Raw genomic sequence first — 21,463 nt, forward strand, 5'->3', positions numbered from 1 at the left:
GGCATGATTCTAAAAATTGGATGCCTGGCAAGGGGATGCAGATGGACTATCGGTATTTTCTGGCGGTGATCGATGCCGGCTCCCTGGCGGCGGCCGGGGAGCGTTTGCACATCGCCCCCAGCGCGGTGAGCCGGCAGATCGCCCTGCTGGAAGAGAGCGTTGGCGTGGCGCTGTTCGAGCGGCGCCCGCGGGGCATGCAACTCACCGCCGCTGGCGAAGCCCTGGCCGAACACGCCCGGCGTACCTGGCTGGAACAGGAGAACATCCTCGCCGAACTGCGGGGCGAGGGTTACCCGGGGGCCAAGGTAATCCGCCTGGTATCCACCGAGGGCCTGTCGCGGTATTTCCTGCCGCGGGTGCTGCTGGAGCATTACCGCCTGCGGCCCGGAGCCGAGTACCGCCTGGACGTGATCTCGCCCCACGAGTGCGTGCAGCGCATTCGCCGAGGCGAGGCGGACGTGGGGCTGACTTTCAGCACCGAGCCGGTGGAGGGAGTCAACGTGTGCTATTCGATCCGCTCGCCGATTCGCGCCCTGATGCGCGTGGGGCATCCGCTGGCCAGCGCCGGGGTGCTGTCACTGGAGCAGGTGCAGGCGTTTCCCGTGGCCTTGACGCCCAAGGGCACCACCCAGCGGCAACTGCTGGACCTGGTGTGCCAGATGGACGGCCTGAGCTTCGATCAGGTGATGACCTGCAACTTCTCCGGGGCCCTGCATGAGTTTGTGCGCCAGTCCGACACGGTGGCCTTTGCCAGCGCCATCAGCGGCGAAGGGCAGGGGATGGATGGGCTGGTATCGGTGCCCCTGTCCAACCCGCGCTTGGGCGATCGGGACATTCAGGTGCTGACCATGCCCAAGCGGGTGCTGCCGGAAAGCCTGGCGTTCTTTATCGACACCTTGATTGCGCGGTTGCAGAAAGAGGGCTGAGGGAGGCTGCTGACCGTTCTCGCCGAGCCGGACACACTCAGGGCGCTGGGTGAGTTCCTGATCAAGGCTTCAGCCGACATGGCGGCCAATGGCCTGGAACATGTGCACCTGCAAGACGTGATCGAGCACTTCTCGCACCAGCAGCATGTGGATGTGATTGCCCTCAACCGGGCTGTGATCAAGCCTGCCTGAGGCAGCGCCGTGCCCGGCCCGGCTTACATGTTGCGAATCCTCTCGTCGACCCTGAGCTCGAACTCGAAGCCAATGCCCACGTCATTCAGGGTTTCGGTCACGCGGGCCATGAAGTACTCGGCCTGCGCGGGCAATTCATACAAGCCAATGACCCGGATGATCGGGTACTTGCCATAGGCGCCGGGGATCTCGGTGTAGATCTCGCCACTTTCGATGAAGGCGATGTAGCTGTTGATTTTCTCTTGCAGCACGAGCAAGTGCTCGCCTTGTTCCGCCTTGTCGCCCCATTCGAGGTGGTCGGTCATCACCAGTAGCAGGTCGTTGGGAGCCTCCTTGGAGATCCCCCAGAAATCGATGACTTTGGGATTGGTGACGGACATGGCTGATCCTTCAGGCGGCGGGGGCGGGGATTGTATTACGTGCCCCGGGGTTAGTGGCGGTGCTGTAGCAAGTGTCCGTTCTGAGACGTTCGTAAGCCTTCGCCCTTCATTGCAGAAAGAAATGCTCCTTGATCGAATCCAGCAGCAGTGACTTGACGATCTGCAACGCGTTGTCGTGTTTGCTGCCCACGCGCATGCCGATCTCAAGTTCGTAGGAAGGCATGGGCACGGGGCAGGGGAAGGTTTGCAGCGAACTGATCCGTTCCATTGCGCGTGCGGCATGGGTGGGCACGGTGGTGATCAGTTTGGAGCCCACCAGCAGAAAGGGAACGGCGGCGAAGTGCGAGGTCGAGGCCTTGATCGTGCGGGTCAGGCCGACGTTGTTCAGGCCTTCATCGACAATGCCGACATAACCTGCGGACGACACCAGCAGGTGCGGGCGCTGAGCGTAATCCTCCGCGGTCACCGGGACGGTGTTGTGGGCATCGGCGATGCCCAGGTAGTTGCCGCGGCCCAGCCTGATGCGGGTGATCAAGTGCGAGGACAAGCCTCCGGCGGAGATGGCGAGATCGATCTTGTGGCCCATCAGCATGTCTTGTACGACGCCGCTGTGGGTTTGCCGGAAGAGGATGCGCAGCCCGGGCAGGCGCTCTTCCACCACCGAGAGAATCTTCTGCCCCAGGGCGATTTCACTGTCATCGGAGAGCCCGATGGTGAGGGTGCGGCCCTGCACTTGCTGGCCGTCGGAGGCCATGGCCAGGGCCAGCCTGCAGCGGTTGATGGCTTCTTCGACCAGGGGGTACAACTCGTTTGCGCGCATGGTCGGGCGCAGGCCGCGCCCTGTGCGCTCAAACAACGGGTCGCTATAGATCTCTCGCAAACGTGCAAGGGAAGCGCTGACCGCCGGCTGGGTGACGCCCAGCCGGATAGCCGCGCGGCTGGCACCGCCTTCTTCGACCAGGGCGGCAAAAACCCGGAGCAGGTTCAGGTCGGTGTTCTCGATATCAATGGTTTTCATATCAGATAGCTTGAATAGAGTATTGATCTATATTGTACCAGCCATAAAATGACCCGCCAAAACAATCAACGGCTTGAATTACAGAGCCGGTGTTGATGTTTCCAATACTGGGTTAGTGCCCGTTAGTTCGGTTTTTTTATAGGCGGGCATAAGCCTTGGCTGTTGGGTAAGAGGTTTTAACCAGAGGTTGAAGTATGGCGCGCCACTGTAAGTATCTTGCGGCCATGGTGCTCTTTGCCTGGGCCTTTGCGGCTTCTGCTTGCCTGTTTGAAACCGCCATCGGCTCACCTTTGGGAGAAGAGGTTGTGGGTAGATTGCAGCAGGCCCTGGCGGCGCGAAATTATTATCAGGGAACAATAGATGGCGTGGTGGGGGAGAAAACCGAAGAAGCCATCTTTCTGTTCCAGATGGACTGTGAACTTCCGTTAACCGGCAGTATCAACTCGCAGATCCTGCAAAGGCTGGATATAAGGCCGCCCTTGTGGTTATCGGAATAAGTGTGTGGCTTGAAGGTCCGGTACAGGGAAACGTAATTGTTTCGCTATCAAAGGTCAGTGGCTGGAAAGTGGTTTTATTCTTATGGCTTTAACCCATAGCCCAGCGTCTGGTTATCCGTGGCGATTCAGGCTGGCTGTTGTTCTGGTGGGGGTGATGGCCGCAATTGTGTGCGGCCGGATCATTCAACTGCAGATCGCCGACAAGGCGTTTCTGATCAAGCAGGGCGATGCCCGAAGCCTGCGCTCTGTGGCTATCCCGGCCTACCGAGGCTTGATCACCGATCGCCATGGGCAGCCTCTATCCGTCAGCACGCCGGTGACCACGGTCTGGCTCAACCCCCGGGAGCTGATGGGCGAGCAGGGCCACTGGGCTGCGCTGGCCCAGGCGCTTGACGTGCCACAGAGCCGGTTGAGCTCGATCATCCTGCGCAACCGGCAGAAAGAGTTTGCCTACCTGCATCGGCGCGTTGCTCCCCAGGTGGCGGAACAGATGATGCAGGCGGTGCAGGCACTCAAGGTCACGGGGGTTCATACGCTGCAAGAGTCCCGCAGGTTTTATCCGGCGGGCGCCTCCATCGCGCACGTCATCGGCTTTACCGATATCGACAACCGCGGTAGCGAAGGGCTCGAACTGGCTTATGAGAGTGTGCTGCGCGGGCGCGATGGCAAGCAGTTGGTGCTCAAGGATCTCCGTGGCCACTTGATCGAGGACCTGGGGGTTTCGCGCCTGGCCAGGCCCGGGCAGGCACTCGCGCTGTCTGTGGATCTGCGCCTGCAATACGTGGCCGATCGAGAGCTGCGCGAGGGCATTGCCAGCAATGGTGCGGATGCCGGCAGCGTGGTGATCATGGATGTGCGCACCGGCGAGATCCTGGCCTTGGCCAATCAGCCCAGCTACAACCCGAACAATCGCTCTCGGGTGACGCCGTCGATGATGCGCAATCGCGCAGTGGTTGATGTATTCGAGCCGGCTTCAACCCTGAAGCCGTTCTCGGTGGCCGCCGCGCTGGAAAGTGGGCGCTGGAAGCCGGGGGACAGGGTGCACGTGGCAACCGGCACCTTGCAGATCGGCCGATACACCATTCGCGATGCTTCCAGGACCGCGGGCGAAACCCTGGACCTGACCGGCATCCTGGTGCGTTCGAGCAACGTTGCCATCAGCCAGGTGGCCTTCGATATCGGCGCACCGCGGATTCATGACCTGCTGCACCGGGTGGGGCTGGGCCAGGAGACGGGCGTAGGGTTCCCCGGTGAACAGACCGGGGTGCTGCCCCTGCGCCGGGAGTGGCGGCCCACCGAAACCGCGACGCTGGCTTACGGCTATGGGGTGTCCGTTACCGCGGTACAGCTGGCCAGGGCTTACGCCACCCTGGTCAACGGCGGTGTCCGGGTGCCCGCTTCACTGCTGCGGGTTTCTGCCGTGCCCAAGGGCGTCCAGGTGATGCCGGCCAGCGTGGCCAACACCGTGAAAGACATGCTGGTGCAGGTGGTTGAAGGCCCCAGGGGCATCTATCGGGCCAAGGTGCCTGGCTATCAGGTGGGCGGAAAAAGCGGCACCGCGAAAAAAACCAGCCAGGGTGCCAAGGGCTATCTGGCCAGCTCCTATCGCGCCATGTTTGCCGGCTTCGCCCCGGCGGCAAACCCCAGGTTCGTGATCGTGGTCGTGGTGGACAACCCCAGGCACCACGGTTTTTTTGGCGGGCTGGTATCCGCCCCGTTGTTCAGCAAGATCATGTCGCAGACTCTGCGCCTCAATAACGTGGCTCCCGATGATATTTGAAGCCTATGCAGCAAGAGTTGCCCATGCCGCAAATCAGTAACTTCAATCACCAGCAAACAGAAGATGCGATCGTCACCAAACGAATAATGGCAAGTGCCGTGCTGGTGGTTCTGCTGACCGCGGCGCTGGTGGTCAGGCTTTATTTTCTGCAAGTGACGCAACATGAGTACCAGGTTGCCGTTGCGGAAAAGAACCGCGTGCACATCAGGCTCATCCCGCCAGAACGGGGGCTTATCTATGACCGCAATAACGTGGTTCTGGCCGATAACGTAGCCAGTTTCAACTTGACCCTGACCCGTGAACGCGCCGGGGATGTCGGTGTCGTCCTTGGCCATCTGGCGCGGATTCTGCAATTGCCCGAAGCCGAACGCAGCCGGGTCGAGAAGGAACTGCGCCGCGCAAGAAGAGCCTTCGAGCCCGTGACGCTGATGCTGGACCTGACGGAAAAACAGATCGCGCAGGTAGCGGTCAATCAGTTCCTGTTGCCCGGTGTCGAGGTCCAGGCGCAGTTTCTCAGGCAGTACCCCCATGGCGAGCATTTTGCCCACTCGGTGGGGTATGTCGGGCGGATCAACGAGCAGGAGTACAAGCGCCTCGATCCGGCCCGATACCTGCGCAGCCAGTTGATCGGCAAGACCGGGATCGAGCGTTTCTACGAAGACGCCCTGCATGGCCAGATGGGGTTTGAAGAAGTGGAGACCAATGCCCAGGGCCGGGTGATGCGGGTGCTGCGCCGGCACAACCCGATTGCCGGGCAGGACATCGTCCTGACCCTCGACGCCGGGCTGCAGGGTGCCGCCGAGGAAGCGCTGGGGGACCGGCGGGGCGCGGTGGTGGCCCTGGACCCGGCCACGGGGCAGGTGCTGGCAATGGTTAGCCGGCCGAGCTTCGACCCCAACCCCTTCGTCAAGGGCATCTCTGCGCCAGGCTACGCCGCCTTGCGCGATTCCGATGACATGCCGCTGTTCAACCGGGTGTTGCGCGGGCTCTATCCCCCGGGCTCGACCATCAAGCCCATGGTGGTGGTGGCGGGCCTGGACAGCGGCGTGATCACCCCCACCAGCCAGGTGTTTGACCGGGGTTATTTCGAGCTGCCCAACTACAAGCACAAGTACCGCAACTGGAACCGGGGCGGCGAAGGCTGGGTGGACATGTACGACGCGATCATGCGCTCCAATGACACCTACTTCTATGACCTGGCCCACAGGCTGGGGGTCAGAAGGCTGCACAGCTACCTCAGCGAATTCGGCCTGGGGCAAAAGGTTTCGATCGACATGTTCGAAGAGGCAGCGGGATTGATGCCGTCCCCTGAATGGAAGCGCGCCACCCGCCGGCAACCCTGGTTCCCCGGGGAAACCCTGATTCTGGGCATCGGCCAGGGCTATATGCAGGTCACGCCCCTGCAACTGGCCCAGGCCACCAGCCTGATCGCCAATCGGGGGATCTGGCACCGGCCGCACCTGGCGCTGGCGGTCGGCGGCCAGGCGCCGGTCGACCCCAGGCCCATGCCGAACATCGTGCTCAAGGATGCCCATTCCTGGGATCAGGTCATCCAGGGCATGCAGATGGTCATGCACAACCCCCGTGGCGTAGGCCGCGCAGCAGCCCGGGGCGCGCAGTACCGCATTGCCGGGAAAAGCGGCACGGCGCAGGTGGTGGCGATCAAGCAGGGCGAACGCTACAACCGCAACAAGACCCATGAGCGCCACCGGGACAACGCGCTCTTTGTCGGCTTCGCCCCGGCTGAACAGCCGGCCATCGTGGTGGCGGTGATGATCGAGAACGGCGAGGCCGGGGCCCGGGTGGCCGGCCCTGTGGTGAGGAAAGTCATGGACGCCTGGCTGCTCGATGCCAGTGGGCATCTGCAGCCGCAGTTCGCCGTACCGGTATCCAGCGACAAGCGCGCAAACACCCTGACGGTAAACGCCAGCTAGGCGCGCAGGAAATCAGCCAGGGCTCCAGGGCCCGTCAGGTTCACATTCAAAACGGTAAGCGAGGAAACAGCGGGTGCGAGTCATTGAATATCTGGGTTGGAGTGTGCTCGCGCTGGTCAGCGTGGGGCTGCTGGCCGCAAGCGGCACCTACCTGTATCTGCAACCCCGGCTTCCCGATGTCGCTGCCCTCAGGGACGTGCATCTGCAAGAGCCCCTGCAGGTCTTCACCCGGGATGGGAAACTCATTGCCGAGTTCGGTGAAGTGCGGCGCATACCCCTCGCCAGCGCGGACATCCCCCCCGACTTTCGAGCAGCCTTCATGGCCGCCGAGGACGGCAACTTCTATCAGCACCCCGGGGTCGACCCGGCCGGGTTGCTGCGGGCGGCGTTCGAGTTGCTCAAGAGCGGCCACGTTCGCTCCGGCGGCAGCACCATCACCATGCAAGTGGCGAAGAACTTCTTCCTGAGCCGCGAGCAGACCTTTTCACGCAAGCTCAGCGAAATTCTCCTGGCCCTGCAGATCGAGCGCAGCCTGAGCAAGGAGGAAATCTTCAACCTGTATGTCAACAAGATCTACCTGGGCAAGCGCGCCTATGGCATCGCGGCAGCCGCCAGAATCTATTACGGCAAGCCGGTGGCGCAGCTGAGCCTGGCTCAGGTGGCGATGATTGCCGGGCTGCCCAAGGCGCCATCGCGCTACAACCCGATCAACAACCCCGCCAGGGCCAAGCAGCGCCGCGACTGGATTCTGGGGCGCATGCACGCGTTGGGCAGCATCGATACAGCCAGGTATCAAGCAGCCCTGGCGCAAGGGGTAGACGCCAGCTACCACGCCCCGGAACCCGAGATCGATGCTCCCTACATCGCAGAAATGGTCAGGGCGGAAATGTTCCGGCGTTTTGGCGATGAGGCCTACACCCTGGGCCTGCGGGTAGTGACCACGGTTCCCGGTTCATTGCAGGCGTCGGCCACTTCCGCGCTGCGCAAGGGCTTGAAGGTCTATGACAAGCGCCATGGTTACCGCGGCCCTGAAGGGCATTTCGCAGGCCGGGCCGGCAGCCAGTGGCCCGAGCGACTGAAGGCTTTTCCAGCGTATGGCGGCTTGCGGGCGGTGGCGGTGACCCAGGTTTTCGAGCAAAGCATCAGCGTGGTGGATGACCGTGGCCAGGAGCACTCCGTGCCCTGGAGCAGCATGAAATGGGCGCGCCCCTATCTGGGCCACAGCGCCTTGGGGCGCCAGCCGGTGCGCCCGGCCGAGGTGGTCAAGGTCGGGGATGTGATCCGTGTCGACCCCGAGCACGATCCGCTGCTGAGCTTCAGCCAGGTGCCCAGGGCCCAGGGCGCGCTGGTGTCGATCGCCCCGGAGGACGGGGCGATCCAGGCGCTGGTGGGCGGTTTTGATTTTCAACAAAGCAGCTTCAACCGTGTGCTGCAGGCCAGGCGCCAGCCGGGTTCGAGCTTCAAGCCCTTCATCTACTGCGCGGCGCTGGACAGCGGCTACACCCCGGCGAGCCTGGTCAACGACGCCCCCATCGTCCTGGGGGGCGACTACTCCGGCCCGGTGTGGCGCCCGCAGAATGAGAACCGGACCTTCCTGGGGCCGATTCGCCTGCGCGAAGCCCTCAACCGCTCAAGGAACATGGTCTCCATACGCTTGCTGCAAGCCATGGGGGTGGACAAGACCATCGACTACATCGCCCGTTTCGGGTTCGACCCCCAGGACCTGCCCCACAACCTTTCCCTGGCCCTGGGCACCGCGTCGGTCACGCCCATGGAGGTGGTCGCGGGCTGGAGCGCCTTTGCCAATGGCGGCTACAAGATCAGCCCGTACTTCATAGAGCGCATTGAAGACCCCAAGGGCCAGATCGTGTTCCAGGCCAGCCCGCGTTCGGCCCCCACTGCACAGCGGCCAGCCCCCGAGGCGGTGGCCGAGCAGATAGTCGACAGCCGCACCACCTACCTGCTCACCAGCCTGTTGCAGGACGTGGTCAAGCGCGGCACTGGCCGCGCCGCAGCCGCCATGCAGCGCCCGGACATCGCGGGCAAGACCGGCACCACCAACGAGGCCAAGGACTCCTGGTTCACCGGTTACAACGGCCACTACGTCACCAGCGTCTGGGCCGGTTTCGACCAGCCGCAGAGCCTGGGGCGGCGCGAATGGGGCGTGACCATCGCGCTGCCGATCTGGATGGACTTCATGACGGCGGCGCTCGAGGGAACGGCGCCTTACTCCCAGCCGGAGCCGGATGGCATCGTGACCCGCCGGATCAACCTGGAAGATGGCAGCGCCGCCAGCGCGCAGGCGCCGGGCACGGCGATGGAGGTGTTCAGGAGTGACAACGTGCCGCCGGTGGGCGCGGGAGAGGGGGCAGCTGTCGACGGCGCTGCGGACATGCAGCGCACGATGCAGGAACTGTTCTAGTGACCGGGCCGGGCCCTGATGGCGAGAACCGCTCCGGCGATTTTCCAACAACCGTTGCGTAATGGATAGTTGGCCATAGGATGTGCGCGTTCCCGATGATGATCGGGCCCCCATCGTCGTGATCCTTTACTCAGTTTCAAGGTTGCTGCATGAATCCGGATGACTTCAAGAAATTCAATATCGGCTCCATTGTTCGGGCCACTCAAAGCTCTGCTGCGCTCAAACACCAGCTCGGCTTCCTGATCAGGGTTCTGGAGGAACTGGATATCCAGTTCTCCGACTGCGAGCAGGATCCTCTGCGCCTGGCGAAAGCCTATGTTGCCGGGGAAATTCCTGCTGAACGCTGCAAGGCGCAGGCTGCACTCTGGTGGGCAAAAATCGATGAGCAAGGGGCAATACGAGGGTTCAAGGATCGGGAGGTATTGAAGGCACGACTGGCCATTTGTCTGCTGTCGAATGATGAGGACGATATTTCCGTGTTGGGAGATAACCTCTCGTGGTTTCTTGAGGTGTTGGGTTTCTTGAATGTGGAACCGATGAAGCCAATTGAAATGATGAGAGAGTATTTCGAGTTCAAATAGAAGTTCATTCGCGCCCGGCTCGCTCTCGGTGCCCTGGCCGGCAGCCTGACGGCAGGCAAGCCCCCATGCGTTTTGCTGGCTCCCCCCGTCACGCTGGCGGTGTGCTCGACGCGTTTTTCATGAGCAGCATGTGGATTTCATTGCGCTTGATCGGGCGCTGATCCTGCCTGCACAAGGTGTTCCTGCGCGCGGCTCAATCGGCGAGCGCGCAGGGGGCGAGCTACAGGCTGGGAGCCTCTTGGTTCACTTTCAGCTCGAAATCGAAGCCGATGCTCCGTTCATGGAGGATCTCGGTAATGCGTTTGAAAAACCAATCGACTTGCTCGGGCAGTTCGTGCAAACCCAGTACCCGGATAATCAGGTGCTTGCCGCAGGCATCGGGAATTTCGCTGTAGATCTCTTCACTTTCGATGAAGGTGATGTAGGTGTTGATCTTCTCTTGCAGCAGGAGCAGGTGTTCGCTGTGTGCCGCTTCGTCACCCCATTCGAGGGGGTCGACCATGATCAACAGCAGGCTGTCGGGCGCGGATTTGGGGATGGCCCAGATATCGATGACTTTTGGATTGGTGATGGACATTGCTGATCCTTCAGAACGTGGGGGCGGGGGCATTATAGGCCGTAGCGATGGGTTTCTTCAGTGGGCAATCGGTGGTCGCGGTTCCGGCCCGTGGGCGAGGCCAGGGTGGGCTGCCGGGGCTTGCCCCGTTCAGGCGCAACCTGATCGAGCGGCGGCGTGCTCTTTTCAACAGCGGCCTAATCGACGGTAGTGACAAAACGCCACCATCTGCTATGGCTTGTTAGGCCCCCCCTGGATAGATGCCGGGCTCCAGGTGCCATTGCCCAGAAAAATCGAGACGGCGCGGGCCGCGTTATTCGACTTAACTGATGCTCACCCGCCAAGGGGGACATGGGCGCAGGAGGACCGAGTGGGGCCTGCGTCCCGACAGGCCTGGATTGACCCGAGTGAGTATCGACGTTGCCGTGCCGGGTGGGCCGCTAACCCAGTCGTCGGCTTGTTTGCAGCTCTCTGACACTCAGTCGATAGCGTGGAATGACAGCAGGGAAGTACCGACCATTCTATTAGAGAGATAAATAATGAACGTCAGGACAATGAATCTTGCTCCAAGGTCTGCCGCCTTTTTCTCGCTCATTGTCCTGGTGGTGTTCGCCCTGGGCATTGTCGCCGTGCTGCAAATGGGCAAGCTGCGAGACGCGGAGCAGGATGTCGAGACCAACTGGATGACCAGCATCCGCGAGATCGGCAAGATGAAGACCAGCGTCTTGCGCCTGCGCCTGGAAAGCATCCGCATCACTGTGACCACCGACGAACAGCAGCGCCAGACCCGCATCGCCTCGTTGAGCGGTTATCGATCCAACCTGCAGAACACCATCAACCAGTACGAACCCCTGATCACCGGGCCGGCGGAGCGTGAGCTGTACCAGGCTGTAGCGACCGATGTGCAGGCCTACTTCAAGCTGGTGGACGAGCTGGAGCCGCTGTTGCGCAGTGGCGACAACGCCGCGGCCATCACCCTGATCAACACCCGCATCAGCCCCATGACCAACGCCATGCAGGAGAAGATGGACAAACTCTCGGACTTCAACGACGAGGGCGCCAGGCAGGCGGGGATCACTGCCGAGTCGGTTTACAGCAGTGGCCTGACGCTGGTGTTGGTGTTGATGGGGGTGACGGTGGTGCTCACCGTGGTGTTGGCGGCGGTGCTGACCCGCAGCATCACCGCGCCCATCAGCGACGCCCTGGCCGTGGCCGAACGCATTGCCGGCAGCGACCTGTCCCGGGAGATCGGCGTCAGTGGCCGCGATGAAGCCGGCCGCCTGCTGGCCGCCCTGGCGCAGATGCAGACCAACCTGCGGGAAACCATCGCCCACATCGCCGATTCCTCCACCCAACTGGCCTCGGCCTCGGAAGAAATGACCGCAGTGACCGAAGACGCCAGCCGCGGGCTGGTGCGCCAGAACGACGAAGTCAGCCAGGCGGCCACCGCAGTGACCGAAATGAGCGCCGCGGTGGACGAGGTGGCCCGCAACGCCGAAGCCGCCGCCCAGTCGTCCCGCGAGTCCATGGAGTTCACCCGCTCCGGCATCGAGAACGTGGCCCAGACCCTCAAGGCCATCGAAGGCCTGGCCGGCAACGTGGCCAGCACTGGCGAGCAGGTCAAGGCGCTGTCCAGCCGCGCCCAGGACATCAGCAAAGTGGTGGAAGTGATTCGCGCCATTGCCGAACAGACCAACCTGCTGGCCCTCAATGCCGCCATCGAAGCCGCCCGCGCCGGCGAGCAGGGCCGAGGCTTTGCGGTGGTGGCCGATGAAGTGCGGGCCCTGGCCCACCGCACCCAGCAGTCGACCCAGGAAATCGAACAGATGATCAGCGCGATCCAGGCCGACTCGACCCACGCGGTGAGCGCCATGAACGTCAGCGCCGAGATGGCCAGCAGCTCGATCTCCGTGGCGCAGAACGCCGACCTGTCCCTCAAGCAGATCGCCCAGGCGATTACCCAGATCAACGAACGCAACCTGCTGATTGCCACCGCCTCGGAAGAACAGGCCCAGGTGGCGCGTGAGGCGGACCAGAACCTGACCAGCATTCGCGAGCTGTCGATCCAGAGCTCGGCGGGGGCCAGCCAGACGGCCAGCGCCTGCGGGGAGATGGCCAATCTGGCGATCGAGTTGAACCGGCTAGTGGCACGGTTCAAGGTTTGAGCGCGGCTTTTTGCCCTACGGTGGTCTGGTTCCTCCGTAGGCGCTGGCTTGCCAGCGAAGCTCGCCAACGATGATGCGCAATCAGCGAATCAATGCGGCGCCAGCGAGTGTTTTGCAAGCCAGCGTGCGCCTGCCCAAACCCATTCTTGAAATCCGGGTTCACAGGCTTTTGTCGGCGCAGGCTGCAAATGGGCTGTTGCGCCCCTCAGATTGAACGCTGGTTGACCCGGGCCATCAATTGCTCGGCGCTTTCCTTGCGCTCGGAATAACGGTCCACCAGAAACGCCTGCCGGTCGCGCAGCAGCACGGTGAACTTCACCAGCTCTTCCATCACATCCACCACCCGGTCGTAGAACGGCGAAGGCTTCATCCGCCCGGCGTCGTCGAACTCCATGTAGGCCTTGGGCACCGAGGATTGGTTGGGGATGGTGAACATGCGCATCCAGCGCCCGAGCACGCGCAACTGGTTGACCACGTTGAACGACTGGGAGCCGCCGCAGACCTGCATCACTGCCAGGGTTTTGCCCTGGGTCGGACGCACCGCGCCGAGCTCCAGCGGAACCCAGTCGATCTGTGCCTTGAACACCGCCGACATCGCCCCGTGGCGTTCTGGCGAACACCAGACCTGGCCTTCTGACCACAGCACCAGCTTCCGCAGTTCCTGGACCTTGGGATGGTCCACCGGGGCATCGTCGGGCAAGGGCAAGCCAGAGGGGTTGAAGATCCGCGTCTGGGCACCGAAATGCTCCAGCAGGCGCGCGGCTTCTTCGACCAGCAGCCGGCTGAAGGAGCGCTCGCGGGTGGAACCGTAGAGCAACAGGATGCGCGGCTTGTGCTCGTCTGGCGTCGAAGTGGGTGCGCCATCGAACAGGCGCAAATCCAGGTTAGGCAGGTGCTCGGACATGGGGCCTCCTTAAAGCGTGCCGATGCGATCGAGCTCGGTCTTGAGCTGATCGCGGCTGAGGTGGTTGAAGGGCAGTGCGAAGAAGGCTGCGCAGCGCTGTTCGATCTGCGCCAGGGTGGCGCGGAACGCGGCGTCGATCGCTGCCTCTTCACCGCGCACATCGGACGGGTCCGCCAGCCCCCAATGGGCCTTGAGCGCCGGGCCGAAATACACGGGGCAGCTTTCACCGGCCGCCTTGTCGCAGACGGTGATGACAATATCCGGCGGGTTGTCGGCGAAGGCGTCATTGCCCTTGCTGTACAGGCCGTCGGTGGCGATGCCGGCCTGCTGCAAGGTCGACAGGCTACGTGGCAGCACCTGGCCCTTGGGGAAGCTGCCGGCGCTGACCGCCGCAAACCCCTCGGGTGCCAGATGGTTGAACAGGGCTTCGGAAAGAATGCTGCGGCAACTGTTGGCCGTGCACATGAACAGGACTCGCATGGGGGGCTCCTGCCGCTTTGGGCGGCTGTCAGAGGCTCAGGCGCAGGGCCAGGGCCGAAAGGGTGACCAGCAGAACCGGGAGGGTCAGCAGCACGCCGACCTTGAAGTAATACCCCCAGGTGATGCGCAGGCCCTTGCGCTCCAGCACGTGCAGCCAGAGCAACGTGGCGAGGCTGCCGATGGGGGTGATTTTCGGGCCCAGGTCGCAGCCGATGACGTTGGCGTAGATCATCGCCTCGCGCACCAGCCCCTGTGCCTCGCTGGCCTGTATCGACAGCGCGCCGATCAGCACGCTGGGCATGTTGTTCATCACCGAGGACAGCAGCGACGACAACAGGCCCGTGCCCAGGGTGGCGCTCCACAGCCCCTGTTCGGCCAGGCGGTTCAGCACCTGGGCCAGCAGGTCCGTCAGGCCGGCATTCTTCAGGCCGTACACCACCAGGTACATGCCCAGCGAGAACATCACGATCTGCCACGGCGCCTCGCGCAGCACCCGGCGCGTGGAGATCCGGTGGCCCTTGGCGGCGACGGCAAACAGCAGCGCGGCACAGGCCGCCGCCACGGCGCTGATGGGAATACCCAGGGGCTCCAGGGCGAACAGCCCGACCAGCAGCATCAGCAGGGTCCAGCCCCCGACCCTGAAGGTGGCCCGGTCACGGATCGCCGTGCAAGGTTGCGGCAGCGCATCCAGGGCGTAGCGGTGCGGCAGGTCCTTGCGGAAATAGAGGAACAGCACCAGCAAGGTCATGGCGACACTGGCCAGGCTCACCGGCAGCATCACCGCCGCGTACTCGGCGAACCCCAGCCGGAAGTAGTCGGCGGACACGATATTCACCAGGTTGGACACCACCAGCGGCAGGCTCGCGGTGTCGGCAATGAAGCCCGCGGCCATGACGAAGGCCAGGGTCGCTCCGGGGCTGAAACGCAGCGCCAGCAGCATCGACATGACGATGGGCGTGAGGATCAGCGCTGCGCCGTCATTGGCGAACAGCGCCGACACCGCCGCCCCCAGCAGCACGCAGAAGGCGAACAGCCGATGGCCGCTGCCCCTGGCCCAGCGCGCCACATGCAGGGCGGCCCATTCGAAGAACCCGGCCTCGTCCAGAAGCAGACTGATGATGATCACCGCGATGAAAGTCGCGGTGGCGTTCCAGACAATGGCCCACACCGTGGGAATGTCCTGCAGCGATACCGCGCCCACCGCCAGCGCGATGATTGCGCCGAGCGTGGCGCTCCAACCGACGCCGAGGCCCTTGGGCTGCCAGATGACGAGAATCAGGGTGAAGAGAAAAACAGCCACAGCGACAAACATGCAGATTCACTCGATAGGGGTCAGCAGCAAGCGGCTTCGCGAACGGGGCGGCCATCCATGTTCTGCAGGCGCGCGGCGTTGTCCTTGAGCCAAGCGGCGTTGGCCTTGGCCGTCACATGCAGAATCTCCCGGACCCAGCCCGGCAACTCGGGGTTGAGGCGGTAATACACCCATTGGCCCTGGCGGCGATCGAGCAGCAAGCCACTGCTGCGCAGTTGCGCCAGGTGGCGGCTGATTTTTGGCTGGCTGTCGTCGAGTGCACACATCAGCTCGCAGACACACAGCTCCCCCTGATCGGCGATCAGCAGGGTGGCGCGCACACGGGTTTCGTCGGCCAGGCTTTTGAAGACTTCGGGAGGCGTGATCATGCTCGCTCCTTATATATGGAAAATCGAATATACGAATATCCATATGTATTGGGCAAGCCAAAATTTTTCGAGACGCAGGCCTATGGCGGGGAGCGGCCAGAGGAGCGTGGCTTTTCATGGACGTTGCACGGCCGCCCATTGCACTATTGCGCCGGCCTTTCAGCCACCCATCACCCTCCCGTCGAAGACAGAACCCTCGACGGCCCCTTGCCAAGGAAGTCATCAGACCCATGACCGTCAGCGAACTGCTTGCCGCCATTCGTAAACCCTATGTCGAAACCCTGGCGCGTATCGCCGCAGAAGGGGCGGCGCATGTCGAGCCCGCTTACCGCAACAGCGATGGTTCGCTGGCGGTTGAAGGGGCCATGGGCACGCCTTGCCGGGTGGATGTGATTGCGGCCGAGGGCGCTTCGACTGGCGAGCCGGTGCAGGTCGATTCCGAAACCGAGCTGGGCTTTGAGCCTGTGCGCTTTGCGATCGAGCAGATGGCGGTGGTGATCTCGCCCTTTGGCTGGGACTGGTTGCCCCTGGAGGTGCGGGGCTTGAGCCTGGAACAGGCCTCTGAGGTTATTCGGGCGTGGTTCTTTGAGTGGTTCGATGGCGAAGACGAGAATTCGCCAACCGAAGAAGGGCTGCAAGGGGTGCTGCATTTTGTGTCGGACCCGGAGGCCACGGAGGAGGGGTACAGGGTCAAGATTGACCTCGGCTCGGCGCCCGAAGAAGCGCTGGAAGCGCTGCTGTTTGCATTGGCCGATGCCGGCGCCAGCGGAGCTTTTCTCGCATAGAGCAGGAGAGGCCCTGAGCCGACCTGATATCGCTTCCCCTGTAGGAGCTGGCTTGCCAGCGAAGCTCGCCAACGAAGACGCGGAGCCACCTTCTTACCGCGTGCACCTGGGGGCGGGTGGCGGCCAACCCGGCATCCTGCCGGGTTGGCCACGGCTCAATGCCTGCCTTCGACCCTCCTGTGCGCAGGGGCAGGAAGATCAACAGCCAACACCGCCAACGATGGCCTCGCTCTCAGAGCTTCATGCCCACCGCCAGCCGGTTGAAGGCATTCATCAAGGACACGGCCAAGGTCAGGTCGGAAATTTCAACGTCGCTAAAGTGCGCTTTCAGCGGTTCGTACAGCTCGTCCGGCGCGCCCTTGTCGTGGACGTAGGTGAGGGTTTCGGTCCAGGCCAGCGCGGCGCGCTCGCGTTCGCTGAACAGTTCGCTGACGCGCCAGCCGGCCAGGCAATCCAGCTTGTCTTGCGCCACCCCACACTCGCGCAGGGTCTGTGAGTGCTTGCCCAGGCAGAACGAGCAGCCGTTGATCTGCGACACGCGCAAAAACACCAGTTCCACCAGGGGCAAGCCCAGGGGGCTTGCGACCAGGGCGGTGTTGGTGGCGAGCAGGCCTTGATAGGCGGCTGGCGACAGGGTGGCAAAGGGCAGTCTGAGTTGGCTCATGGTGAAACTCCGATAGGGAAAAAAGTGATCAGGCACAAACGAGAGGGTTGAACAGGGGCTGCAAGGACAGTGCGCTGCGGGCCTCGTCGAGGGTTGCACGCACGGCCTCGTCACCGAACACCAACCCTTGCAGATAAGTGAACTGCAGGTCGAACAGGCCGAGGGTGTTCAGCACCTGGCGCAGGTAAGGCGTGAGAAAGTCCGGTTGGCGTGCCCGCGGGCCCTGGTGAAAGCCGCCGGAACTGACCAGCACCTGCACCGGGCGGTCCTTGAGCAGGCCGACCTTGCCTTCCGGGCCGGAGCTGAAGGTGCGGTGAATGCGCAGCACGTAGTCGATCCACAGCTTGAGCGCGGCCGGCAGGGTGAAGTTGTGCATGGGCGTGGCAATGAGCAGGGCATCGCTGCGCTCCAACTCGCCAATCAGCCCTTCGGACACCTCGAACAGTGGCGCGTCGAAGGGCGTGGCGGTGGTCAGGGCGTGGGCGTAGTCCATGCCCAGTGGCGGCAACGGATTGGCCCCCAGATCGCGCTCGACCAGTTCCAGGTGCGGAAAGCGTTGGCGCAGGGAACTCACCAGTTCCAGTGCCAACTTGTTGCCATGGGAAACCTGCCCGCGGGGGCTGGCGTTGATCAGCAGCAGGTTGTTCATGCCGGCTCCCCACCTTGAAGTCGTTGAGTGAAATGCATGCCCCGGGCCAGCAGCCCCTGGCGGAAATAGAAGCGCTGGGCCAGGGGCATATGCAGGCCAGTATCCAGCACCAGGTGATCGCATTGACGCTGCACGGCCTCATCACGCACGGCGCTCAGCAGCCGCGCACCCAAGCCGCTGCGCTGAAGGTCCGGGCTCACGACCAGGTCATCAACGTAGATGAAGCGCCCGTAGAGCAGGTTTTCCAGCTCGCGGTAACCCGCCAGGCCGACGATGCGCTCAGCGTCCCACACGGCGAGCAAGCGGTAGCCCTGCTCGGTTTGCCGGGCTACTTGGGCGACATAGGCCGCCGGGCTGGTGAGGTGGGGGCGCAAGACACGCATCAAGTCGAAACTGGCCGCCAGGGCCGCTTCGCTTTCGAGGTGTTGAAGGGTGTAGGGCATGTCCGTCATCCGCTGAAAAGAGATGACCCACTTTAGAAGGTCAATGGCTTAAGCTACAGGGCCAAAAAATGCATAAATGACTAGGCCATGATCCTTCCTTTCGAATTGGACCGCAGCCAGACGGCGCCGATCTATCGCCAGCTTTATCAGCGGTTTCGCGAGTCTATCGCCGATGGCCGCCTGCGTCCGGGGGACCGAGTGCCGGCGGTTCGCGCCTTGGCGGCGGAACTCAACCTGGCGCGGGGCACCGTGGAAGCGGCCTACCAGCTGCTGATAGGCGAGGGTTACCTGACTGCTCGCGGGGCCGCCGGGACCATTGTCACCCCGCAACTGGCACCGGTTTCGGCGCCCACGCAGCGCACCCCAGTGGCCCCCACGACCTACCAGGCCACCCATGCCGGCACCTCGCCCCTGGCCCTGCAAATGGGCCTGCCAGCGCTGGACGCCTTTCCGCGCAAACTCTGGACCCGCCTCGCGGGCCGGCAACTGCGCCAGGCGGGCGTCGAAGGCCTGGTCTACCCGGACGCGCGCGGCTATGCCCCATTGCGGGCGGCCATTGCCTCCTACCTGGGGATTTCCCGGGGCATCAGCTGCCACCCGGAGCAGATTTTCGTCTGCGCCGGCTACCGCGCCTGCCTCGATCTGATCAGCCACACGCTGATGGGCCCGGGCGCCACTTGCTGGCTGGAAGAGCCCGGCTACTTCATGGCCAGGAGCGCGCTGCTGGAAGCCGGTGCGCAACTGGTGCCGGTGCCCGTGGACGATCAGGGCCTGGACGTCGCCCAAGGCATCGCCCGCGCCCCGGAGGCCGGCTTTGCCGTGGTCACCCCGACCCACCAGAGCCCCCTGGGGGTGTCGCTGTCCCTGCCGCGGCGCCTGGCCCTGCTGGACTGGGCCAACCGTCAAGGCAGCTGGATCATCGAGGACGACTACGACAGCGAATACCGCTACCAGGGCAAGCCCTTGCCGGCCCTCAAGAGCCTCGACCAGCAAGGTCGCGTACTCTACACCGGCACCTTCAGCAAAGTCCTGTTTCCAGGCCTGCGCCTGGCCTACCTGGTGGTGCCCACCGAACAGACCCCAGCGTTCGCCCGCCAGGCGGATCGTTTGCACAACCACTGCCCGCACCTGCAGCAGGCGACGGTCGCGGCCTTTCTCAACGAGGGGCACTTTGCCCGGCACCTGAACAAAATGCGCGGCCTGTATGCGCGTCGGCGGCAGTGGCTGGTGGAGGCGTTGCACCAGGCGTTGGGTGGGCGTTTGCAGATAGACCCGCAGGCGGGGGGCATGCATGTGGTGGCTGGGCTGGGGGAGGGGGACGATGTGCAGATTGCCCAGCGGGCTCGGGGGGAGGGGATTGCGGTGGAGCCGTTGTCGCAGTGGTATCTGGGGGATGGGGTTAGGCAGGGGTTGGTGATGGGGTTCACCAATGTGGTCAGTGCCGAGCAGGCGGCGAGCGTGGCGGTGCGGTTGGGGCGGGTTATTGGGTGAGGTGGTGGGCTGTTGGCCGTTTTGCCTTGACGGCCACTCACTGTCGACGAGCGCAAAAGTGATAGTGCTTGTACCAAGATTGAAACAAATCTATACGTTTAATTGACGTCATTAAAACGCCAACCTAAGATCGCCGCCGTTTAATGGCACAAGGCCATGTAGAGGGATCTAGAAATGTGGCGTTTGGTACGTCGGACCAGGTTCAGCCTGCTGTCCGCTTTTTTTTGCCTGGGCATGGCCGGGATGGCCGAGTCCGCGCCCCTACAGAACACTCCAGGCGTCACCGACCTGATCCGAGACCGCCAGGATCGCTTGCTCGAAGAGCAACAACGTCGCCTTGAAGAACTCAAGGACCTGCCCGGTAAAGTCGTAGCGCCTAGCAAGCCGACAACGCCCACCGACACCCGTTGCTTCACTATCAAAACTGTCGACCTCAGTGGTGCCGATGCCTTGTCCGAGCGCGAGCGCAGCACCTTGCTCAAGCCTTACATCGGCCAATGCCTCGGTGTGCCCCAGCTCAACGAATTGCTCAAGGTCATCACCGACCAATACATGACCAAAGGGTTGGTCACCAGCCGCGCGTACTTGCCACAGCAAGACCTTTCCAGCGGCAACTTGAAGGTGCAGGTGGTCGAGGGTCGATTGGAGGGAATGAAGGGCGCAGAAAACAGTGGTATCACCGACCGCCAGCTGTTCATGAGCTTCCCCGGAAAAACGGGCGATCTGCTCAATCTGCGGGAAGTTGAGCAGATGGTTGACCAGCTAAACCGCTTGCCTTCCAACCAGGCGCAGATGGAGTTGGCACCGGGCAAAGCCGTTGGCGGCAGCGAAGTGCTGGTCAAAAACACTCCACAAAAGCCCTGGCGCGTTGGCCTATCGCGCCACAACGGCGGCCAGCGCAGCACGGGGGAGCAGCAGTGGGGCGTCAATCTGGATTGGGATAACCCTTTCGGCCTGGCCGATCAACTCTCGCTGCGTGGCGGTCACGATGCGCTAAGCGATCACCAAAAAACCTCGCGCAACTCGATGCTCAACTACAGCCTGCCGTTCGGCTGGTGGAACCTCAATTACACCTACAGCGAAACCGAATATCGCTCCTTGGCCCAGGCCAGCGGTTTCAATTTCAAGCAATCGGGCGACAGCCAAAATCATCAGTTGCGGCTGGAGCGCGTGATCCATCGCGATGCCCTGAGCAAAACATCTCTCAGCACCGGTGTGGCGTACCTGCGCACCAACAACTTCATCGAGGACAGCAAGCTCGCTTTGAGCAGCAACCGCCTCAGCGAAGCCCAGTTCGGCATTAACCATGGTCGACGTATCGGTGGCTCATTCCTCAACATTGACCTGGGCATGCAGGACGGCATCGGTGCGTTCGACGCCCAAGCCAACCACAACCCGCGCCCCGGCCAGGCCGATGCGCGCTATCGCAAATACACCGCGACCCTGAGCTACCTGTACCCGTTCAAGCTGTGGGGCGAGTCGTTCAGTTTCAGCAGCCTGATGACTGGCCAGCGCAGCGAAGATGTGCTGTTCAGCCCTCAGCGCATAAGCCTGGGTGGGCAGTCGTCGATTCGTGGCTACAAGGATCAAAGCCTGGCCGGCGACAGTGGCGGTTACTGGCGCAACGACCTGCGCTGGAGCCGCCCGGTGACCTGGGCCTGGATGCAGCCGGTGTTCAGCGAGTACGGCACCAGCCTGGGGTATGACCAGGGCGTGATCCGCCGCGACCGCTATAACGCCGAACAGCACGGGCGCATGACCAGCAACTCGGTGGAGCTGTTTGCACGCGGCCAGAACGTCGCCGCCACCGTGACCTTTGCACACTCTTTGGAACGACCGGCGCCCATCACTGAGCGTGAAGCGCCGATCTATTTCCGCCTGGATTTCTTTCTCTAAATTTTTACCGCCCTTGGGCA

Annotated in this window: 21 protein-coding genes and 1 pseudogene; 12 read left to right on the forward strand and 10 right to left on the reverse strand. The window is 62.8% G+C overall.

Annotated elements, in window-relative coordinates:
• The first annotated feature begins 41 nt into the window (after nucleotides 1-41).
• The gene (locus AC07R1_RS00465) at nucleotides 42-926 is read left to right on the forward strand and encodes a LysR family transcriptional regulator (protein ID WP_495109947.1); all 885 of its coding nucleotides are present in this window, start codon (nucleotides 42-44) and stop codon (nucleotides 924-926) included.
• A 9-nt stretch (nucleotides 927-935) separates the two neighbouring features.
• Nucleotides 936-1,118: an Imm32 family immunity protein gene (locus AC07R1_RS00470; RefSeq protein WP_440480708.1), complete on the forward strand. Its 183-nt coding sequence runs from the start codon at nucleotides 936-938 to the stop codon at nucleotides 1,116-1,118.
• Between the two features lie 23 nt (nucleotides 1,119-1,141).
• Here AC07R1_RS00470 and AC07R1_RS00475 read toward each other — a convergent pair whose 3' ends face one another.
• Together AC07R1_RS00475 and AC07R1_RS00480 are read right to left on the reverse strand one after the other, a co-directional pair.
• Nucleotides 1,142-1,498 (reverse strand): DUF6572 domain-containing protein, encoded by a 357-nt coding sequence (locus AC07R1_RS00475; RefSeq protein WP_026020166.1) that lies wholly within the window; start codon nucleotides 1,496-1,498, stop codon nucleotides 1,142-1,144.
• Between the two features lie 106 nt (nucleotides 1,499-1,604).
• On the reverse strand, nucleotides 1,605-2,516 hold the full coding sequence (locus AC07R1_RS00480; protein WP_220224086.1) for a LysR family transcriptional regulator: 912 nt from the start codon (nucleotides 2,514-2,516) through the stop codon (nucleotides 1,605-1,607).
• Nucleotides 2,517-2,710: 194 nt separating this feature from the next.
• On the opposite strand from AC07R1_RS00480, the gene AC07R1_RS00485 reads away from it, so the two are divergent.
• The 5 genes from AC07R1_RS00485 (at nucleotide 2,711) to AC07R1_RS00505 (ending at nucleotide 9,730) form a co-directional block, all read left to right on the forward strand.
• The gene (locus AC07R1_RS00485; RefSeq protein ID WP_041117152.1) at nucleotides 2,711-3,013 is read left to right on the forward strand and encodes a peptidoglycan-binding domain-containing protein; all 303 of its coding nucleotides are present in this window, start codon (nucleotides 2,711-2,713) and stop codon (nucleotides 3,011-3,013) included.
• Nucleotides 3,014-3,167: 154 nt separating this feature from the next.
• The gene (locus tag AC07R1_RS00490) at nucleotides 3,168-4,793 is read left to right on the forward strand and encodes a peptidoglycan D,D-transpeptidase FtsI family protein (protein WP_495109948.1); all 1,626 of its coding nucleotides are present in this window, start codon (nucleotides 3,168-3,170) and stop codon (nucleotides 4,791-4,793) included.
• 23 nt (nucleotides 4,794-4,816) lie between these two features.
• Nucleotides 4,817-6,727 carry a penicillin-binding protein 2 gene (gene mrdA / locus AC07R1_RS00495; protein WP_072444777.1) on the forward strand — a complete coding sequence of 637 codons (1,911 nt, stop codon included), beginning with the start codon at nucleotides 4,817-4,819 and terminating at the stop codon, nucleotides 6,725-6,727.
• A 73-nt stretch (nucleotides 6,728-6,800) separates the two neighbouring features.
• Nucleotides 6,801-9,149, forward strand: a complete 2,349-nt coding sequence (locus AC07R1_RS00500) for a penicillin-binding protein 1A (RefSeq protein ID WP_065363517.1) — start codon at nucleotides 6,801-6,803, stop codon at nucleotides 9,147-9,149.
• Nucleotides 9,150-9,298: 149 nt separating this feature from the next.
• Nucleotides 9,299-9,730: a hypothetical protein gene (locus tag AC07R1_RS00505; protein ID WP_072444774.1), complete on the forward strand. Its 432-nt coding sequence runs from the start codon at nucleotides 9,299-9,301 to the stop codon at nucleotides 9,728-9,730.
• Nucleotides 9,731-9,950: 220 nt separating this feature from the next.
• Here the strand turns inward: AC07R1_RS00505 and AC07R1_RS00510 are convergent, their stop codons facing one another.
• Nucleotides 9,951-10,307, reverse strand: coding sequence for a DUF6572 domain-containing protein (locus tag AC07R1_RS00510; RefSeq protein ID WP_065363518.1), 357 nt, complete (start codon nucleotides 10,305-10,307; stop codon nucleotides 9,951-9,953).
• Nucleotides 10,308-10,840: 533 nt separating this feature from the next.
• On the opposite strand from AC07R1_RS00510, the pseudogene AC07R1_RS00515 reads away from it, so the two are divergent.
• Nucleotides 10,841-11,596 (forward strand): annotated as a pseudogene (locus AC07R1_RS00515) (MCP four helix bundle domain-containing protein); the annotation flags it as partial.
• A 66-nt stretch (nucleotides 11,597-11,662) separates the two neighbouring features.
• A complete protein-coding gene (locus tag AC07R1_RS00520; protein WP_370059486.1) occupies nucleotides 11,663-12,451 on the forward strand; it encodes a methyl-accepting chemotaxis protein in 789 nt (262 codons plus the stop codon).
• 205 nt (nucleotides 12,452-12,656) lie between these two features.
• Here the strand turns inward: AC07R1_RS00520 and arsH are convergent, their stop codons facing one another.
• Genes arsH through AC07R1_RS00540 form a run of 4 tightly spaced genes read right to left on the reverse strand, consistent with a single transcriptional unit; the run spans nucleotide 12,657 to nucleotide 15,515 of the window.
• Nucleotides 12,657-13,355 (reverse strand): arsenical resistance protein ArsH, encoded by a 699-nt coding sequence (gene arsH / locus AC07R1_RS00525; protein WP_047336258.1) that lies wholly within the window; start codon nucleotides 13,353-13,355, stop codon nucleotides 12,657-12,659.
• A 9-nt stretch (nucleotides 13,356-13,364) separates the two neighbouring features.
• On the reverse strand, nucleotides 13,365-13,835 hold the full coding sequence (locus AC07R1_RS00530) for an arsenate reductase ArsC (RefSeq protein ID WP_011060484.1): 471 nt from the start codon (nucleotides 13,833-13,835) through the stop codon (nucleotides 13,365-13,367).
• 28 nt (nucleotides 13,836-13,863) lie between these two features.
• Nucleotides 13,864-15,147, reverse strand: a complete 1,284-nt coding sequence (locus AC07R1_RS00535) for an arsenic transporter (RefSeq protein WP_495109949.1) — start codon at nucleotides 15,145-15,147, stop codon at nucleotides 13,864-13,866.
• 20 nt (nucleotides 15,148-15,167) lie between these two features.
• On the reverse strand, nucleotides 15,168-15,515 hold the full coding sequence (locus AC07R1_RS00540; protein WP_011060486.1) for a metalloregulator ArsR/SmtB family transcription factor: 348 nt from the start codon (nucleotides 15,513-15,515) through the stop codon (nucleotides 15,168-15,170).
• Nucleotides 15,516-15,745: 230 nt separating this feature from the next.
• Between AC07R1_RS00540 and AC07R1_RS00545 the strand changes: the two genes are divergently transcribed.
• Nucleotides 15,746-16,300 (forward strand): hypothetical protein, encoded by a 555-nt coding sequence (locus tag AC07R1_RS00545; protein WP_444434797.1) that lies wholly within the window; start codon nucleotides 15,746-15,748, stop codon nucleotides 16,298-16,300.
• Nucleotides 16,301-16,532: 232 nt separating this feature from the next.
• Here AC07R1_RS00545 and AC07R1_RS00550 read toward each other — a convergent pair whose 3' ends face one another.
• From AC07R1_RS00550 to AC07R1_RS00560, 3 genes are read right to left on the reverse strand one after another with little or no spacing between them, the layout of a single operon-like run.
• Nucleotides 16,533-16,964, reverse strand: a complete 432-nt coding sequence (locus AC07R1_RS00550) for a carboxymuconolactone decarboxylase family protein (protein ID WP_011060488.1) — start codon at nucleotides 16,962-16,964, stop codon at nucleotides 16,533-16,535.
• A gap of 28 nt (nucleotides 16,965-16,992) precedes the next feature.
• The gene (locus AC07R1_RS00555; protein WP_495109950.1) at nucleotides 16,993-17,613 is read right to left on the reverse strand and encodes an FMN-dependent NADH-azoreductase; all 621 of its coding nucleotides are present in this window, start codon (nucleotides 17,611-17,613) and stop codon (nucleotides 16,993-16,995) included.
• Nucleotides 17,610-18,056 carry a GNAT family N-acetyltransferase gene (locus AC07R1_RS00560; RefSeq protein ID WP_495109951.1) on the reverse strand — a complete coding sequence of 149 codons (447 nt, stop codon included), beginning with the start codon at nucleotides 18,054-18,056 and terminating at the stop codon, nucleotides 17,610-17,612. Before AC07R1_RS00560 ends, AC07R1_RS00555 begins: the two co-directional genes overlap by 4 nt.
• Before the next feature lie 87 nt (nucleotides 18,057-18,143).
• Between AC07R1_RS00560 and pdxR the strand changes: the two genes are divergently transcribed.
• Together pdxR and AC07R1_RS00570 are read left to right on the forward strand one after the other, a co-directional pair.
• Nucleotides 18,144-19,547, forward strand: a complete 1,404-nt coding sequence (gene pdxR / locus AC07R1_RS00565) for a MocR-like pyridoxine biosynthesis transcription factor PdxR (RefSeq protein WP_495109952.1) — start codon at nucleotides 18,144-18,146, stop codon at nucleotides 19,545-19,547.
• A gap of 174 nt (nucleotides 19,548-19,721) precedes the next feature.
• Nucleotides 19,722-21,443 carry a ShlB/FhaC/HecB family hemolysin secretion/activation protein gene (locus AC07R1_RS00570; RefSeq protein WP_495109953.1) on the forward strand — a complete coding sequence of 574 codons (1,722 nt, stop codon included), beginning with the start codon at nucleotides 19,722-19,724 and terminating at the stop codon, nucleotides 21,441-21,443.
• The last annotated feature ends 20 nt before the right edge of the window (nucleotides 21,444-21,463 follow it).

This window comes from Pseudomonas sp. GW821-FHT07F01 (assembly GCF_059418825.1).

Coding starts and splice junctions, on each gene's coding strand:
- AC07R1_RS00465 (WP_495109947.1), top strand. CDS start 42: ATGGACTATCGGTATTTTCTGGCGGTGATCGATGCCGGCTCCCTGGCG.
- AC07R1_RS00475 (WP_026020166.1), bottom strand. CDS start 1,498: ATGTCCGTCACCAATCCCAAAGTCATCGATTTCTGGGGGATCTCCAAG.
- AC07R1_RS00480 (WP_220224086.1), bottom strand. CDS start 2,516: ATGAAAACCATTGATATCGAGAACACCGACCTGAACCTGCTCCGGGTT.
- AC07R1_RS00485 (WP_041117152.1), top strand. CDS start 2,711: ATGGCGCGCCACTGTAAGTATCTTGCGGCCATGGTGCTCTTTGCCTGG.
- AC07R1_RS00490 (WP_495109948.1), top strand. CDS start 3,168: ATGGCCGCAATTGTGTGCGGCCGGATCATTCAACTGCAGATCGCCGAC.
- mrdA (WP_072444777.1), top strand. CDS start 4,817: ATGCCGCAAATCAGTAACTTCAATCACCAGCAAACAGAAGATGCGATC.
- AC07R1_RS00505 (WP_072444774.1), top strand. CDS start 9,299: ATGAATCCGGATGACTTCAAGAAATTCAATATCGGCTCCATTGTTCGG.
- AC07R1_RS00510 (WP_065363518.1), bottom strand. CDS start 10,307: ATGTCCATCACCAATCCAAAAGTCATCGATATCTGGGCCATCCCCAAA.
- AC07R1_RS00520 (WP_370059486.1), top strand. CDS start 11,663: ATGACCGCAGTGACCGAAGACGCCAGCCGCGGGCTGGTGCGCCAGAAC.
- arsH (WP_047336258.1), bottom strand. CDS start 13,355: ATGTCCGAGCACCTGCCTAACCTGGATTTGCGCCTGTTCGATGGCGCA.
- AC07R1_RS00530 (WP_011060484.1), bottom strand. CDS start 13,835: ATGCGAGTCCTGTTCATGTGCACGGCCAACAGTTGCCGCAGCATTCTT.
- AC07R1_RS00535 (WP_495109949.1), bottom strand. CDS start 15,147: ATGTTTGTCGCTGTGGCTGTTTTTCTCTTCACCCTGATTCTCGTCATC.
- AC07R1_RS00540 (WP_011060486.1), bottom strand. CDS start 15,515: ATGATCACGCCTCCCGAAGTCTTCAAAAGCCTGGCCGACGAAACCCGT.
- AC07R1_RS00545 (WP_444434797.1), top strand. CDS start 15,746: ATGACCGTCAGCGAACTGCTTGCCGCCATTCGTAAACCCTATGTCGAA.
- AC07R1_RS00550 (WP_011060488.1), bottom strand. CDS start 16,964: ATGAGCCAACTCAGACTGCCCTTTGCCACCCTGTCGCCAGCCGCCTAT.
- AC07R1_RS00555 (WP_495109950.1), bottom strand. CDS start 17,613: ATGAACAACCTGCTGCTGATCAACGCCAGCCCCCGCGGGCAGGTTTCC.
- AC07R1_RS00560 (WP_495109951.1), bottom strand. CDS start 18,056: ATGCCCTACACCCTTCAACACCTCGAAAGCGAAGCGGCCCTGGCGGCC.
- pdxR (WP_495109952.1), top strand. CDS start 18,144: ATGATCCTTCCTTTCGAATTGGACCGCAGCCAGACGGCGCCGATCTAT.
- AC07R1_RS00570 (WP_495109953.1), top strand. CDS start 19,722: ATGTGGCGTTTGGTACGTCGGACCAGGTTCAGCCTGCTGTCCGCTTTT.